A 15450-nucleotide genomic window follows, 5' to 3' on the forward strand; every position below is an offset into this window, starting at 1 on the left:
ATAATCCTTCGCCTGACAAAATGCCATCGCGAGCAGGCTCGCTCCCACAGGGATTTGCTGCGTACACAGCTTTTGTGAACGCCACAGATCCAATGTGGGAGCGGGCTTGCTCGCGAAGAGGCCCGCCCAGACAGCACAAGTCTTATTGAATGATCAGGTTGTTGAACAACAGATCCTCAACCACCGGCTTACCGGTTTCGTCGTTCATCACTTGCTGGGTCTGTTTCAGGGCTTCCTGACGCAGCTTTTCCTTGCCATCGATGCTGTTCATCGCCTCGGTGGTCTGCTGGGTGAACAACGCCACCAACTGGTTGCGAATCAACGGCTCGTTGGCCTTGACCGCTTTGATCGACTCTTCGCCAGTGACCCGCAGCGCCACGTCGGCCTTGAAGACCTTCAACTTCGGCGTGCCATCCAACCCATAGTTACCCACGAACGGCGGGCTAAGGGTGACGTAGCTGACTTTCGGCGCCTCGCCTTCTTTGGCGGCTTCTTCGGCCATGGCTGCCATAGGCAGAGACAGGGCCAGCATCAACATGATCCACGCTTTCACAATTCGCTCCTTATCCGGTTTGCGGCCTAGCATAACGACCCGCCGCGCAAGCACAAGCTTATGGCGGACTATCAGGGCCGGGCATGCTCGTTGACCCAATGACTCACACACCTACACTTATCGGCCATCACTCCCAAAGGAATAGCCCTGATGAAAGCCGTGCTATGCAAAGCCTTCGGCCCCGCCGAATCGCTGGTGCTGGAAGACGTTGCCAGTCCTGTCGCGAAGAAGAACGAAATCCTGCTGGACGTGCACGCCGCCGGGGTCAACTTCCCGGACACGCTGATCATCGAGGGCAAATACCAGTTCAAACCGCCCTTCCCGTTCTCGCCGGGTGGCGAAGCGGCTGGCGTGGTCAGCGCAGTAGGCGAGAAGGTCAGCCACCTCAAGGTCGGCGACCGGGTCATGGCCCTGACCGGTTGGGGCAGCTTTGCCGAACAGGTCGCCGTGCCAGGCTACAACGTGCTGCCGATCCCGCCTTCGATGGACTTCAACACCGCCGCCGCGTTCAGCATGACCTACGGCACCTCGATGCACGCACTCAAGCAACGCGCCAACCTGCAACCGGGTGAAACCCTGCTGGTACTCGGCGCCTCAGGCGGTGTCGGCCTGGCCGCCGTGGAAATCGGCAAAGCCATGGGCGCCCGGGTGATCGCGGCAGCCAGCAGCGCCGAAAAACTCGCGGTGGCCAAGGCCGCGGGCGCCGATGAGCTGATCAACTACAGCGAAACCAACCTCAAGGACGAAATCAAACGCCTGACCGACGGCCAGGGCGCCGACGTGATCTACGACCCGGTCGGTGGCGACCTGTTCGACCAGGCCGTGCGCGCCATCGCCTGGAACGGCCGCCTCTTGGTGGTCGGTTTCGCCAGCGGACGCATTCCCGAGTTTCCGGTGAACCTGGCGTTGCTCAAAGGCGCAGCCGTCGTCGGCGTGTTCTGGGGCTCGTTTGCCCAGCGCCAGCCGCAGGACAACGCGGCGAACTTCCAGCAGTTGTTTGGCTGGTTTGCCGAAGGTAAGTTGAAACCGTTGGTGTCGCAGGTGTATCCGCTAAGTGAGGCGGCGCAGGCGATTAATGATCTTGGCCAGCGTAAGGCGGTTGGGAAAGTGGTGGTTCAGGTTCGCTGAGGCGCTTCAACGACCGGGCGACGCTGCCATGTCGCCCGGCATCAGCTGCTCCTGCACCTTCTCGCTTCGGGACTCAACCAGTTGCCCCTTGTCGTCGAAACGCAAAACGATCAGCCAGTCATATACATCCACCGGCCATTTCGGCTGGCCGATCAATGCCGGGCCATTGCCGCCGAACGCGCCGATGAGTTTATTGATGTGGCCGTGGTGCCAGGCGATCAGCACGGTTTTCGCCTGATTGTCCTTGCGCAGCAGGCTGACCAGTTTGTCGACGTCGTTGTTGGCGAAGGGTTGTTCGATCGGCAGTTGCAGGCGTTGCGCCAAGGGGATCAAGGTCTGGCGCGGGCGGATGCTTTGCGCGCTGTCGGCGGTGGCGATCAGGCGTTGCGGTGTCAGGGCCTCACCCTCCAGCTGCAATGAAGTGAAGTAGTCAGCGTAAGCGGCGGCGCGCGCTTCACCCCGAGCATTGAGTTGCGGGCCTAATGCCGGTTTTTCCGCATGACGGACGATCAGCACCGTGGCATTGCGCAACCCCGGCGCCGCAGCGCCCTGAGCGAAACTCAGCGCGAGAACAGAGGCGATGACGGCGACCACCATCAGCAATCTGGGCCATAACCTGCGAATCATCGGGGCCATCATTGTTCTCTGCGCGATCAGTGGGTGACTGCTGGCGAGTCTATGACACAACCCTGTGACGGCGACAAAAACGCCCTGTTCTTACAGCTGAGCGACAGGTTCGTAAAAGAACATGCGACTTCCAACATTTTCCGCTGTTTTGCCAATGCGAGCCGGTGCTATTTTCGGTAACGAAACTGTAACATTCGCATCCGCAGTCAAAACAAGAAATTTGGAGCTCTTGAATGTTTGCTTTCTTTCGACCTGCCGCACATCAGGCGCCCCTGTCTGAAGAAAAAATAGACAGTACTTACCGACGCCTCCGCTGGCAGATCTTCGCCGGGATTTTCTTTGGCTACGCGGGTTATTACCTGCTGCGCAAGAACTTCTCCCTGGCCATGCCGTACCTGATTGACGAGGGTTACACCCGCGGTCAGTTGGGCTTGGCGATGTCGGCGATTGCGATTGCCTACGGTCTGTCGAAGTTCTTGATGGGCCTGGTATCCGACCGTTCCAACCCGCGTTATTTCCTGCCGTTCGGCTTGCTGGTCTCGGCCGGGGTGATGTTCATCTTCGGTTTCGCGCCGTGGGCGACGTCCAGCGTAACCATGATGTTCATCCTGTTGTTCATCAACGGTTGGGCACAGGGCATGGGCTGGCCGCCGAGTGGCCGGACCATGGTTCACTGGTGGTCGCAAAAGGAACGCGGTGGCGTGGTGTCCGTGTGGAACGTGGCGCACAACGTCGGCGGCGGTTTGATCGGCCCGTTGTTCCTGTTGGGCATGGGCCTGTTCAATGACTGGCACGCGGCGTTTTACGTGCCGGCGGCCGTGGCGTTGCTGGTGGCGGCGTTTGCCTTCATCGTGATGCGCGACACCCCGCAATCGGTCGGCTTGCCGCCGATCGAGCAGTACAAGAACGACTACCCGGAAGGCTATGACGCCAGCCACGAAGACGAATTCAGCGCCAAGGAAATCTTCGTCAAGTACGTGCTACGCAACAAAATGCTTTGGTACATCGCTTTGGCCAACGTCTTCGTTTACCTGCTGCGCTACGGCGTACTGGACTGGGCGCCGACCTACCTCAAAGAAGCCAAGCACTTCACCGTCGACACGACGTCCTGGGCGTACTTCTTCTATGAGTGGGCCGGTATTCCGGGCACGCTGCTGTGCGGCTGGATGTCGGACAAGATCTTCCGTGGCAACCGTGGCCTGACCGGCATGGTGTTCATGGCGTTGGTGACCGTGGCAACGCTGGTCTACTGGCTGAACCCGGCCGGTAATCCGACCATCGACATGATCGCGTTGTTCTCCATTGGCTTCCTGATCTATGGCCCGGTGATGCTGATCGGCCTGCAAGCGCTGGAACTGGCGCCGAAGAAAGCTGCTGGTACGGCAGCGGGCTTTACCGGTCTGTTCGGTTACCTGGGTGGTTCGGTCGCGGCCAGTGCAGCGATGGGCTACACCGTGGACCATTTCGGCTGGGATGGCGGTTTCGTACTACTGATCGGCGGGTGCATCCTGGCGATGGTTTGCCTGGCACCGACCCTGTGGCACAAGCAAGTCGCCAGTCAGGGCCGCGAAGCGATCGCCTGATCGGACTTTGATTTGCAGCGCTTGAGCCGCGCCTCCAGATTCCGGTCTGGCATGGCGTGGCTACGCAGGGCGTTGGCGGTTTGCTCGACATAATCGCGAGTGGTGCCGTAACGCCCGCAAGCGCTTTCGAACACCTGGCTCAGCACATGATCCGGCAAGTTGCCGGCATAGCTGGGCAGGTGCCGCTCCAACACAAATCCCAATGCTTGAACCTGGCTTCCGTCTTCGAGACGGCAGTTGAGCCAGTGTGGGCGATAGGACGGGAATGGCATTTCGCGTTGCCAGAGGGCGTAGAGCGAAGCTTCGAGTTGTTCTTCAGGCAGGCGATAGGCGAACCCGCTGCATGAGCCGCCGCGATCCAGGCCAAACACCAAGCCTGGCACTTCCGGCGTGCCGCGGTGTTCGTGGGACCACAGGTACAACCCGCGATGGTAGCCGTGAACCCGGCCGCGCACGCGCTCCACCGCCGCGCATTCAGGGCGCCAGATCAACGAACCGTAAGCAAACAGCCAGACCGGCCCACCCTTGTGGCGCGCCATGGTCGACTGCATCGAGCTGAGCAATTGTTCGTGCGTAAGCTGCGGCCCCAGATCGAGCCGCGGAGGGTAAGCCAGATTCAGAAAAGCAGATTCGATGGCTGTCATGGCGAATAGCGTTCAGCTCCCCGCGGGTGAAGAATTACTTAATAGAACGCACCGCTGTAACAATAAGGCACATATGTTTTAAGGCAATTTAAGTGCCATGGCACAGTTATTAATCGATTGCCTGATTGATATATAACCTAGCGGTATTTATCCAATTAGATAAATACCGATCGGCTATATAGAGAGTTATAACGAATCAGCAGCGCAGCTTAAGAGCGAGGCTCAAGATCGAGGCGCGTACGCAAACACGTCAGCGCGCATCTGATGAGCATCCATCCCCGCTTCAACCAGGGCGTCCAGCGTGCCGTAGACCATGGCCGGTGAGCCGCTGGCGTAGACATGCAGAGGCTTCAGATCGGCGAAGTCTTCGCACACTGCTTCATGCAGCATGCCGCAGCGCCCTTCCCAACCGCATTGATCGCTGACAACTTTATGCAGGAACAGATTGGGCAGCTTCAGCCATTCGTCCCAATGTTCGATTTCATAAAAATCTTCAGGACGGCGCACACCCCAATACAGATGTACCGGATGCTTGAACCCGGTGGCGCGGCAATGTTCGATCAAGCTGTGAATCTGGCCCATGCCTGTGCCCGCAGCGATCAGCACCAGCGGCCCGTCCGGCAGTTCGGCCAGGTGGGTATCGCCGAATGGCATCTCGATCCGCACCATGGCATTGCGTTGCAGCTGTTCGATCAGGCTCAGCGCACTGCTTTCGCGCGCCAGTACGTGGATCTCCAGGTCACGCCCGCCGTGGGGTGCAGAGGCCAAGGAGAAGGCCGACTTCTCGCCGTTCTCGCGCTCGATCATCAAGTACTGACCGGCGTGATAGCGCGGCGGCTTGCCGGCCGGCGCCCGCAGGCGAACCCGCCAGGTATCGCCGCCGACGTCCCTGCACTCAATGACCTGACACGACAAGCTGCGCACCGGCAGTTCTCCCAGCGCGAGCACGCCATCCCACAGCACGATGCAGTCTTCCAGCGGCTCTGCTATGCAAGTGTAGAACTCGCCATGGTCGCGCACATTGCCGGCCTGTTCGACCCGTCCTTCTACCAGCAACGCCGCGCAGACATGGCAGTTGCCGTTGCGACAGCTCTGTGGGCATTCATAACCCAGGCGCCGCGCGCCATCGAGAATCCGCTCGCCGGGCAATATCTCAAGCACTGCTCCGGAGGGCTGCAAAGTTACACGCATCAATCTATTCCTAACTGATTCCAGATGGCATCGATCCGTTGGGTAACGGCGTCATCCTTGACGATTACCCGGCCCCACTCGCGAGTGGTTTCGCCGGGCCATTTATGCGTGGCATCGAGCCCCATTTTCGACCCCAGGCCGGAAACCGGCGAGGCGAAGTCCAGGTAGTCGATCGGCGTGTTATCGATCATCACCGTGTCGCGCTTGGGGTCCATGCGCGTGGTGATGGCCCAGATCACGTCGTTCCAGTCTCGCGCGTTGATATCGTCGTCAGTGACGATAACGAACTTGGTGTACATGAACTGTCGCAAAAACGACCAGACACCGAGCATTACCCGCTTGGCGTGGCCCGGATACGACTTCTTCATGGTCACGATGGCCATGCGGTACGAGCAGCCTTCGGGCGGCAGGTAGAAGTCGGTGATCTCCGGGAACTGCTTCTGCAGGATCGGCACGAACACTTCGTTCAGCGCCACACCGAGAATCGCCGGCTCATCCGGTGGACGGCCGGTGTAGGTGCTGTGGTAGATCGGTTTGATCCGATGGGTGATGCGCTCGACGGTGAACACCGGGAAGCTGTCGACTTCGTTGTAATAGCCGGTGTGGTCGCCGTATGGACCTTCGTCGGCCATTTCGCCCGGATGGATCACGCCTTCGAGGATGATCTCGGCGGTGGCCGGCACTTGCAGGTCATTGCCACGGCACTTCACCAGTTCGGTGCGGTTACCGCGCAGCAGGCCGGCGAAGGCGTATTCGGAGAGGCTGTCCGGCACCGGCGTCACTGCACCGAGGATGGTTGCCGGGTCAGCGCCCAACGCCACGGACACCGGGAACGGCTGGCCGGGGTGCTTCTCGCACCACTCACGATAATCCAACGCGCCGCCACGGTGACTCAGCCAGCGCATGATGACCTTGTTGCGGCCAATGACTTGCTGACGGTAGATCCCGAGGTTCTGGCGGTCCTTGTTCGGGCCTTTGGTGACGGTCAGGCCCCAGGTGATCAGCGGGCCGACGTCGCCGGGCCAGCAGGTCTGCACTGGCAGCATCGCCAGGTCGACGTCGTCACCTTCGATGACCACTTCCTGGCAGACCGCGTCTTTGACGACTTTCGGCGCCATGGCGATGATCTTGCGGAAGATCGGCAGCTTGGACCAGGCATCCTTCAAGCCCTTCGGCGGCTCGGGTTCCTTGAGGAACGCCAGCAGCTTACCTATCTCGCGCAGCTCGCTGACCGCCTCGGCGCCCATGCCCATGGCGACCCGCTCGGGGGTGCCGAACAGGTTACCGAGTACCGGGATGTCGTAGCCGGTAGGGTTCTCGAACAGCAGCGCCGGGCCTTTGGCTCGCAGCGTGCGATCACAGACCTCGGTCATCTCCAGCACTGGAGAGACAGGGATCTGGATGCGTTTCAACTCTCCGCGCTGCTCAAGCTGCTGCACGAAATCCCGAAGATCCTTGAATTTCATTGATGATGGCACCCGTAAAATAGGCGTACATCCTACCTGCTCTGCCGGCCGCTGGCAGCTTATCGCTGCTTACTTGGCCGCATTCACGTTGCCATTGCCAAGGGTTGCCCGGGCTTGCAAGTGCTTGAATAGAGGCTCAAGTACCGGCGCAACGAACCGCGCGCCGATCTCCGACAGGTGATTGTCGTCGGTATACAGCGAATGGCCGTTGAGCTCGACCCGGCACAGGCCCGATGAATCACACAACGCCGGGGCCGGATCAACTACGGTCACACCCGAATTGGCGGCCGCAATTTGCGCGAACAACTGGCTGATGAACGCCTGGCGCTTGAAGTGCTCCGTCACCGCCAGGCCCACGTCATCGGTCGGACGATGCAACATCGCCAATCGACTTAGGCGGTAAGGCGGGCTGAACTGCTGCAGCGGCGCTTCCTTGACCAGCCAGACACGATGCCCGCCGTCCCGCAGCTTTCGCACTGTCGCCCGTAATCCTTCGGCCAGTCGTTGTTCGACGCTGGCTCTTTCATAACGACCACTGGAATTCCTCAGCGCGTGCCCGAGATCGCCTTTCGCATCGCCATAGAGATAGAGGCTCCAGCGCGCAACCAGCACTACATCGCCCACCGATTGCGGCTTCAAGGCCAGCTCGACCCGGCGATTGAACCGGGCACACGTCTGATCGAACTCCAGACCCTCAACCGGAATGCAGCCCGGGGAGCTGGCAAGGATCACGCTGACGCCATGTTTTTGCGCCCCATCATCGAACACCGGGATCAGCGCCGTGGCATGACTGTCCCCCCAGACCAGTGCCTTTGAAGCGGTAGACGCTTGAGTCCCGTAGTGACAGAAGAGCTTGTCGTCAGGGGTTTTATCATTGGCCAGGCAGCGCATCAGTTCCGGCCGCCATTCCTTCCCTTTGGCGTACTGCAAGGCTTGATCAGGCAAGCGCCAGGGTAAGCCATTGGTCCAGCGCAGCGCTTGACCGGCCAGCCCCAGCACCAACACGCCGACACCTGCCGCCAGCAAAATCTGCCGACGCCCCGCCAACAACCGCCGCTCGCGAAACGGCGTTTCGACGAAGCGCCATGACAGATAACCCAGCACCAGGCTGAGCAGAATCAAGCCTGAGATATCAAACAGGCCAGGTTCATCGACGCTGGCATAGCTGGAGAAAACAAAGACCGGCCAGTGCCACAGGTACCAGGAATAGGAAATCAGCCCAAGCCCCACCAGCACACGGCTGCCCAGCAGGCCGCCGACCAGGGTTTGCCGATGTCCGTTGGCCCAGATCAGCGCGACCACACCCAACGTCGGCAATAGCGCTGCTGCGCCGGGGAATGGGGTGCTTTTGTCGTAGCAGAACACCGCCAGCAGAATCAGCCCGAGGCCGCCCAGGCTGACAATTTGAGCGCCCATCGGTGTCAGGCGCCAGTTACCTCTGGGCGCAACCGCCAGCATCGCGCCGGCCAACAGTTCCCAGGCGCGCATCGGCAACAGGAAAAAAGCTTTTTCCGGGTGATGCGCCACGGCCCAGACGCTGAGCCCGAATGACACCAGCAACACACCGAACAGCGCCAGCCGCCAATGCTTGAGGCGACTCGACAAAACCGTCAGCAGCAGCGGAAAGACAATGTAGAACTGCTCCTCAACCGCCAGCGACCAGGTGTGCAGCAACGGCTTGAGGTCGGAGGCCACATCGAAATAACCCTCCTGACGCATGAACAGGAGGTTGGACACGAACATCACCTGATAACGCACCGAGCGCCCCAGTTCCTCGTAATCCTTGGGGGCCAGCAGGAACCAGCCCACCGCCAGCACCACGATGATCATCACAAACAGCGCCGGCAGGATTCGCCGGGCACGCCGGGCCCAGAAATCGACAAAGCTGAAGCACCCGGCCTGCCGCTGGTTCAAGATAATCGAGGTGATCAGGAAACCGGAAATCACGAAAAAGATGTCCACACCGACGAAGCCGCCGGAGAAGCCAGGAATACCAAAATGAAACAGCACGACAGCAATCACAGCGATTGCGCGCAAGCCGTCGATGTCCCTTCGATAAGCAAGAGAGCTCATAAAATCTTTAATGCCAAATCAGATGGTTGTTTTTTGTACAGCAGGTGCCTCTCAGGCCGAGAAGGTCACCGATGCCGCTTCTTGTTTTGCCCACTCACAGACCTTACCAGATCGAGAACCTCCCATCGCCGGGACAAAAAACGGGCAAAAAATGGCGCCCCGAAGGACGCCATTTTTAGCGGTTAAAAAACCGTCTTACTTACGCTTCATCGACAAGAAGAACTCGTCGTTGGTCTTGGTCGTTTTCAGCTTGTCGACCAGGAACTCGATGGCAGCGATTTCGTCCATCGGGTGCAGCAGCTTGCGCAGGATCCACATACGCTGCAACTCGTCGTCGGCGGTCAGCAACTCTTCGCGGCGGGTACCGGAACGGTTGATGTTGATGGCCGGGAAGACGCGTTTTTCAGCGATACGACGATCCAGAGGCAGTTCCATGTTGCCGGTGCCTTTGAATTCTTCGTAGATCACTTCGTCCATCTTCGAGCCGGTTTCAACCAGCGCAGTGGCGATGATGGTCAGCGAACCGCCTTCTTCGATGTTCCGTGCAGCGCCGAAGAAACGTTTCGGTTTCTCCAGGGCGTGAGCATCGACACCACCTGTGAGCACTTTGCCGGAGCTCGGGATCACGGTGTTGTAGGCGCGAGCCAGACGGGTGATGGAGTCAAGCAGGATCACCACGTCTTTCTTGTGTTCGACCAGGCGCTTGGCCTTCTCGATCACCATTTCGGCAACCTGCACGTGGCGGGTTGGCGGCTCATCGAACGTCGAGGCAACCACTTCGCCGCGCACGGTGCGCTGCATTTCGGTTACTTCTTCCGGACGTTCATCGATCAGCAATACGATCAGGTGAACTTCAGGGTTGTTACGCGCAATGTTCGCCGCGATGTTCTGCAGCATGATCGTTTTACCGGCTTTCGGCGGTGCAACGATCAGACCGCGCTGGCCTTTGCCGATCGGGGCGCACAGGTCGATGACACGACCGGTCAAGTCTTCGGTGGAACCGTTGCCGGCTTCCATCTTCATGCGCACGGTCGGGAACAGCGGGGTCAGGTTCTCGAAGAGAATCTTGTTTTTCGCGTTCTCGGGACGATCGTAGTTGATCGTGTCGACCTTGAGCAGCGCGAAATAACGCTCGCCTTCCTTTGGAGGGCGGATCTTGCCAACGATGGTGTCACCGGTGCGCAAGTTGAAGCGACGGATCTGGCTCGGCGAGACGTAGATATCGTCTGGGCCGGCGAGATAGGAAGCGTCAGCGGAGCGCAGGAAGCCGAAGCCGTCCTGGAGAATCTCCAGCACGCCATCACCGGAGATTTCCTCGCCGCTTTTCGCGTGCTTTTTGAGCAGGGAGAAAATCACGTCCTGCTTGCGCGAACGGGCCATATTTTCTATGCCCATCTGTTCGGCCAATTCGAGCAGTTCGGTAATCGGCTTTTGCTTGAGTTCAGTCAGATTCATATAGGAATGACGTAATCATTTATGGAGGGGGGGAAATTAAGCTTTTGGCTTAATGAGGCCGCGCCGCAGAGAAGGCGACAGGATCGCGTACTTATTCGAAAAGGAGTGCGTCGGCGACGGCTAGCAGGGGGCAGTGGAGAAACCAGTGCGGGGCCGAATGTACCACCTGAGTTTCGGAGCGTCTAGCCCTGAATACGCAAAAAGCCCCGCAATTTGCGGGGCTTTTTTATACAACGTCGCCGACTTAGATGTTGGCGTCGAGGAATGCAGCCAATTGCGACTTGGACAGTGCGCCAACCTTGGTTGCTTCAACGTTGCCGTTCTTGAACAGCATCAGGGTCGGGATACCACGTACGCCGTGCTTGGCCGGGGTTTCCTGGTTTTCGTCGATGTTCAGTTTGGCAATGGTCAGCTTGCCAGCGTAGGTACCAGCAATTTCGTCCAGAACCGGGGCGATCATTTTGCAAGGACCACACCACTCAGCCCAGTAGTCAACGAGCACAGGGCCGGCAGCCTTAAGTACTTCTTCTTCGAAGTTAGCGTCGGTGACGTGCTTGATAAGATCGCTGCTCATGGATGTCTCCGGGTTGTAAGCAAAAAAAAACGTGGCCCATCATAGCTGCCCTTCCCTCGTTCAGGAAGGTGCAGATGATTGAGTCTCGCTATGGTGGCGCATGAGTTTGGGTATAGCTCAAGTCATGAGGTGGCGGGGGCGATGAAAGCGATTCCGGTGCGCAGCGCGGCATTGCGCACATGTTCCTGCATTGCCTTCTGTGCCGCACCGGACGTCCGGCGCGCCAGTGCGCGGAGGATTTTGCGGTGTTCCTGCCAGGTTTCCATGGCCCGCTCTGCCCGGATGAACGGTAACTTCTGACTCTCCAGAAAGATGTCGGCGCTGGCGGTCAGGATGCTCAACATCGCCTGATTGCCGCTGGCCAGCAGGATGCGCCGATGAAATTCGAAGTCCAGCCGCGCCGCAGCATCGAAGTCGCAGGCCTTTAATTCGTTGCGCATGGCGGCGACGTTATCTTCCAGTGCATCGAGTTCATCAGTGCTTAAGGTCACGGCAGCCAACCCTGCGGCGAACCCTTCCAGGGCATAGCGCAACTGGAAGATATCCAGCGGCGAAGCCTGGGACGCAAATGGCCAACTCAGCGCTCCATCGCCTCGGGGCAAGTCCACCGGGGCCTGCACGAAAACGCCCTTGCCCGGCTGGATACTGATCACGCCCAGCGCACTCAGGGACGACAACGCCTCGCGAAGCGACGCCCGGCTAACCCCCAATTGCACCGCCAAATCCCGTTGCGAGGGCAACGCATCCCCCGGTCCGAAATCCTGTTCGGTAATCAGTTTGCGGATGGCTTGCAGCGCCACTTCAGGTACGGCGCGAGAGATCGAGTTCATGGTTTTTCAGACGAACCAGGCCAATGAGCGGCTAGTTGTAAAGCTATTCGCGGCGCCCGGCAAGTCGTGCCCCACTGGGGTTCGGTGATCAAAGGCAATGCGCTATCGAGGTGCGAAACGCGACCTGACTGTTCAGACCAGTAAGACCGAACAACACCAGTAAAACCGCGGCCTGCCACCCGCAAAGCCCAATGTTGGCATGGCCCGTGCTCTGTCGAATCGCAGAAATCACTTCTCGCCGATTCGGAGATTTGCCATGACCCAGCGTTACAGCGCCCTCCTCGCTGCCCTGTTTGCCAGCCTGATGCTGAGCCAGGCACCCGCCCACGCCGACGGTCTGGAGGATGTGGTCAAGCGCGGCACCCTCAAAGTCGCCGTGCCGCAGGACTTCCCGCCGTTCGGCTCGGTCGGCCCGGACATGAAACCGCGAGGTCTGGATATCGACACCGCCAAGCTGCTGGCTGAGCAGCTCAAGGTCAAACTCGAACTGACCCCGGTCAACAGCACCAACCGCATCCCGTTCCTGACCACCGGCAAAGTCGACCTGGTGATTTCCAGCCTCGGCAAAAACCCCGAGCGCGAGAAAGTCATCGACTTCTCCAGCGCCTACGCGCCGTTCTACCTCGCCGTGTTCGGCCCGCCAGACGCCGCTATCAAGACTCTGGACGACCTCAAGGGCAAAACCATCAGCGTCACCCGTGGCGCCATCGAAGACATCGAGCTGACCAAAGTCGCCCCGGAAGGCGTAACCATCAAGCGCTTCGAAGACAACAACACGACCATCGCCGCCTACCTCGCCGGCCAGGTTGACCTGATCGCCAGCGGCAACGTGGTGATGGTGGCGATCAGCGAGAAAAACCCGAAACGCGTGCCGGCGCTGAAAGTGAAACTCAAGGATTCGCCGGTCTACGTCGGCGTGAACAAGAACGAGCCGGCGCTGCTGGACAAGGTCAACCAGATCCTCGCCACGGCCAAAACCGACGGTTCACTGGAGAAAAACTCCCAGACCTGGCTCAAAGAACCGCTGCCGGCCGATCTCTGATCGCCAGCCGGGAGACTCAATATGGCTTATCAGTTCGACTTTATTCCGGTGATACAAAACACCGACCTGTTGCTGCGCGGTGCGCTGTTCACCCTTGAACTGACGGCCATCGGCGCGGTGTTCGGCGTCGGTCTGGGCATTGTCGGGGCGCTGGTGCGGGCGTGGAACATCCGTCCGTTTTCCGCGATCTTCGGGGTTTACGTCGAGTTGATCCGCAACACGCCGTTCCTGGTGCAATTGTTTTTCATCTTCTTCGGTCTGCCATCGCTGGGTGTGCAGATCTCCGAATGGCAAGCGGCGGTACTGGCGATGGTGATCAACCTCGGTGCCTATTCGACCGAGATCATCCGCGCCGGCATTCAAGCGATCCCACGGGGTCAACTGGAAGCCGCGGCGGCATTGGCGATGAGCCGTTTCGAAGCCTTTCGCCACGTGATCTTGCTGCCGGCACTGGGCAAGGTCTGGCCGGCGCTGAGCAGCCAGATCATCATCGTCATGCTCGGGTCGGCGGTTTGCTCGCAGATCGCCACCGAAGAACTGAGCTTCGCCGCCAACTTCATCCAATCGCGCAACTTCCGCGCCTTTGAAACCTACGCCCTGACCACGCTGATCTACCTGTGCATGGCGCTGCTGATCCGCCAACTGCTGAACTGGATCGGTCGCCGGTATATATCCAGAAGCAGCGCGGGGAGCAGCCAATGAGCGATTTCACCTTCTGGGACATCGTGCGCAACCTGCTCACGGGCCTGCAATGGACGCTGGCACTGTCGCTGGTGGCATTTATCGGCGGTGGCTTGATCGGCTTGTTGATCATGGTCATGCGCATTTCGAAAAAAGCCCTGCCGCGCAACTTCGCCCGCACCTACATCGAACTGTTCCAGGGCACGCCGCTGTTGATGCAGTTGTTTCTGGTGTTCTTCGGCGTGGCGTTGGCCGGGGTGGAGATTTCCCCGTGGATGGCGGCGGCGGTGGCGCTGACGCTGTTCACCAGCGCTTACCTGGCGGAGATCTGGCGCGGTTGCGTCGACTCGATCCCCAACGGTCAATGGGAAGCTTCGTCGAGCCTGGCGCTCAACCCGCTGGAGCAGTTGCGCTACGTGATCCTGCCGCAAGCCCTGCGCATCGCCGTGGCGCCGACCGTTGGCTTTTCGGTGCAAGTGGTCAAAGGCACCGCCGTCACCTCGATCATCGGTTTCACCGAACTGACCAAGACCGGCGGCATGCTCGCCAACGCGACTTTCGAACCGTTCATGGTCTACGGCCTCGTGGCCCTCGGTTACTTCTTGCTCTGCTACCCCTTGTCCCTCAGTGCGCGCTATCTGGAAAGGAGACTGCATGCCTCTGCTTAGAATTTCGGCCCTGCATAAATATTACGGCGACCACCATGTGCTCAAAGGCATCGACCTGAGCGTCGAGGAAGGCCAGGTGGTGGCGATCATCGGCCGCAGCGGCTCGGGCAAATCCACGTTGCTGCGCACCTTGAATGGCCTGGAGTCGATCAACGACGGCGTGATCGAAGTCGACGGTGAATACCTCGACGCCGCCCGCGCCGATTTGCGCAGCTTGCGGCAGAAAGTCGGGATGGTGTTCCAGCAGTTCAACCTGTTCCCGCACCTGACGGTCGGCGAGAACGTGATGCTGGCGCCGCAAGTGGTGCAAAAGGTGCCCAAGGCAAAAGCAAAAGAACTGGCAAAAGAGATGCTGGAACGGGTCGGACTGGGGGAGAAGTTTGATGCGTTCCCCGATCGTTTGTCCGGTGGTCAGCAGCAGCGCGTGGCGATTGCCCGGGCCTTGGCGATGTCGCCGAAGGTGTTGCTGTGCGACGAGATCACCTCGGCGCTGGACCCGGAGTTGGTCAATGAAGTGCTGAGCGTGGTCCGGCAACTGGCCAAAGAAGGCATGACGCTGATCATGGTCACCCACGAAATGCGCTTCGCCCGGGAGGTTGGGGATAAGTTGGTGTTCATGCATCAGGGCAAGGTGCATGAAGTTGGGGATCCGAAGATTTTGTTCGCGAATCCGCAGACGGCGGAGTTGGCGAATTTCATCGGCACCGTGGAAGCGGCGAGCTAAGTCGCGCATATCACCTGTGGCGAGGGAGCTTGCTCCCACTGGGCTGCGAAGCAGCCCCAAAGCCATACACCGCGCAACACCGGCAAATTCCGGTCGGCAGATTTTACGACTGCTGCGCCGCCGAGCGGGAGCAAGCTCCCTCGCCACAGAAGTTGTGCTGAATCAAGGCTTTCAGTTCTGCGCGTTGGCGCCAGCGTTTGATCGTGGCACG

General features: G+C 59.5%; 15 protein-coding genes. 6 read left to right on the plus strand and 9 right to left on the minus strand.

Annotation, left to right across the window (positions count from 1 at the left end; genetic code table 11):
- Positions 1-142 precede the first annotated feature (142 nt).
- The gene (locus JFT87_RS03320; RefSeq protein ID WP_201198765.1) at positions 143-553 is read right to left on the minus strand and encodes a flagellar basal body-associated protein FliL; all 411 of its coding nucleotides are present in this window, start codon (positions 551-553) and stop codon (positions 143-145) included.
- A 150-nt stretch (positions 554-703) separates the two neighbouring features.
- Here JFT87_RS03320 and JFT87_RS03325 point away from each other — a divergent pair, with 150 nt between their 5' ends.
- Complete coding sequence (locus JFT87_RS03325; RefSeq protein ID WP_201198767.1) at positions 704-1681, plus strand: NADPH:quinone oxidoreductase family protein; 978 nt, start codon at positions 704-706, stop codon at positions 1679-1681.
- 6 nt (positions 1682-1687) lie between these two features.
- On the opposite strand, the gene JFT87_RS03330 is transcribed toward JFT87_RS03325, so the two are convergent.
- Positions 1688-2317 (minus strand): flagellar basal body-associated protein FliL, encoded by a 630-nt coding sequence (locus tag JFT87_RS03330; protein ID WP_201198769.1) that lies wholly within the window; start codon positions 2315-2317, stop codon positions 1688-1690.
- Between the two features lie 224 nt (positions 2318-2541).
- On the opposite strand from JFT87_RS03330, the gene glpT reads away from it, so the two are divergent.
- The gene (glpT, locus tag JFT87_RS03335) at positions 2542-3891 is read left to right on the plus strand and encodes a glycerol-3-phosphate transporter (RefSeq protein WP_201198771.1); all 1350 of its coding nucleotides are present in this window, start codon (positions 2542-2544) and stop codon (positions 3889-3891) included.
- Here glpT and JFT87_RS03340 read toward each other — a convergent pair.
- The 7 genes from JFT87_RS03340 to JFT87_RS03370 form a co-directional block, all read right to left on the minus strand.
- Complete coding sequence (locus tag JFT87_RS03340) at positions 3867-4535, minus strand: gamma-glutamylcyclotransferase (RefSeq protein WP_201198772.1); 669 nt, start codon at positions 4533-4535, stop codon at positions 3867-3869. The genes glpT and JFT87_RS03340 overlap by 25 nt on opposite strands.
- A 222-nt stretch (positions 4536-4757) precedes the next feature.
- Positions 4758-5726, minus strand: a complete 969-nt coding sequence (locus JFT87_RS03345; protein ID WP_201198774.1) for a CDP-6-deoxy-delta-3,4-glucoseen reductase — start codon at positions 5724-5726, stop codon at positions 4758-4760.
- Positions 5726-7192, minus strand: a complete 1467-nt coding sequence (gene ubiD, locus JFT87_RS03350; protein ID WP_007942423.1) for a 4-hydroxy-3-polyprenylbenzoate decarboxylase — start codon at positions 7190-7192, stop codon at positions 5726-5728. The genes JFT87_RS03345 and ubiD overlap by 1 nt, the downstream gene beginning before the upstream one ends.
- Before the next feature lie 69 nt (positions 7193-7261).
- The gene (locus JFT87_RS03355) at positions 7262-9265 is read right to left on the minus strand and encodes an acyltransferase family protein (RefSeq protein WP_201198777.1); all 2004 of its coding nucleotides are present in this window, start codon (positions 9263-9265) and stop codon (positions 7262-7264) included.
- Between the two features lie 195 nt (positions 9266-9460).
- Complete coding sequence (gene rho / locus JFT87_RS03360) at positions 9461-10720, minus strand: transcription termination factor Rho (protein ID WP_007942421.1); 1260 nt, start codon at positions 10718-10720, stop codon at positions 9461-9463.
- A gap of 244 nt (positions 10721-10964) precedes the next feature.
- Positions 10965-11294 carry a thioredoxin TrxA gene (gene trxA, locus JFT87_RS03365; protein ID WP_201190319.1) on the minus strand — a complete coding sequence of 110 codons (330 nt, stop codon included), beginning with the start codon at positions 11292-11294 and terminating at the stop codon, positions 10965-10967.
- A gap of 122 nt (positions 11295-11416) precedes the next feature.
- On the minus strand, positions 11417-12124 hold the full coding sequence (locus JFT87_RS03370; RefSeq protein ID WP_201198779.1) for a FadR/GntR family transcriptional regulator: 708 nt from the start codon (positions 12122-12124) through the stop codon (positions 11417-11419).
- A 256-nt stretch (positions 12125-12380) separates the two neighbouring features.
- Between JFT87_RS03370 and JFT87_RS03375 the strand changes: the two genes are divergently transcribed.
- From JFT87_RS03375 to JFT87_RS03390, 4 genes are read left to right on the plus strand one after another with little or no spacing between them, the layout of a single operon-like run.
- Positions 12381-13166, plus strand: coding sequence for a transporter substrate-binding domain-containing protein (locus JFT87_RS03375; protein WP_201198781.1), 786 nt, complete (start codon positions 12381-12383; stop codon positions 13164-13166).
- Between the two features lie 21 nt (positions 13167-13187).
- Positions 13188-13868 (plus strand): amino acid ABC transporter permease, encoded by a 681-nt coding sequence (locus tag JFT87_RS03380; RefSeq protein WP_201198783.1) that lies wholly within the window; start codon positions 13188-13190, stop codon positions 13866-13868.
- The gene (locus tag JFT87_RS03385; RefSeq protein WP_201198785.1) at positions 13865-14515 is read left to right on the plus strand and encodes an amino acid ABC transporter permease; all 651 of its coding nucleotides are present in this window, start codon (positions 13865-13867) and stop codon (positions 14513-14515) included. Before JFT87_RS03380 ends, JFT87_RS03385 begins: the two co-directional genes overlap by 4 nt.
- Positions 14502-15239, plus strand: a complete 738-nt coding sequence (locus JFT87_RS03390; RefSeq protein ID WP_201198787.1) for an amino acid ABC transporter ATP-binding protein — start codon at positions 14502-14504, stop codon at positions 15237-15239. Before JFT87_RS03385 ends, JFT87_RS03390 begins: the two co-directional genes overlap by 14 nt.
- Positions 15240-15450: the final 211 nt, after the last annotated feature.

Source organism: Pseudomonas sp. TH15 (genome assembly GCF_016651105.1).
In the GTDB taxonomy this organism is placed as follows: Bacteria; Pseudomonadota; Gammaproteobacteria; order Pseudomonadales; family Pseudomonadaceae; genus Aquipseudomonas.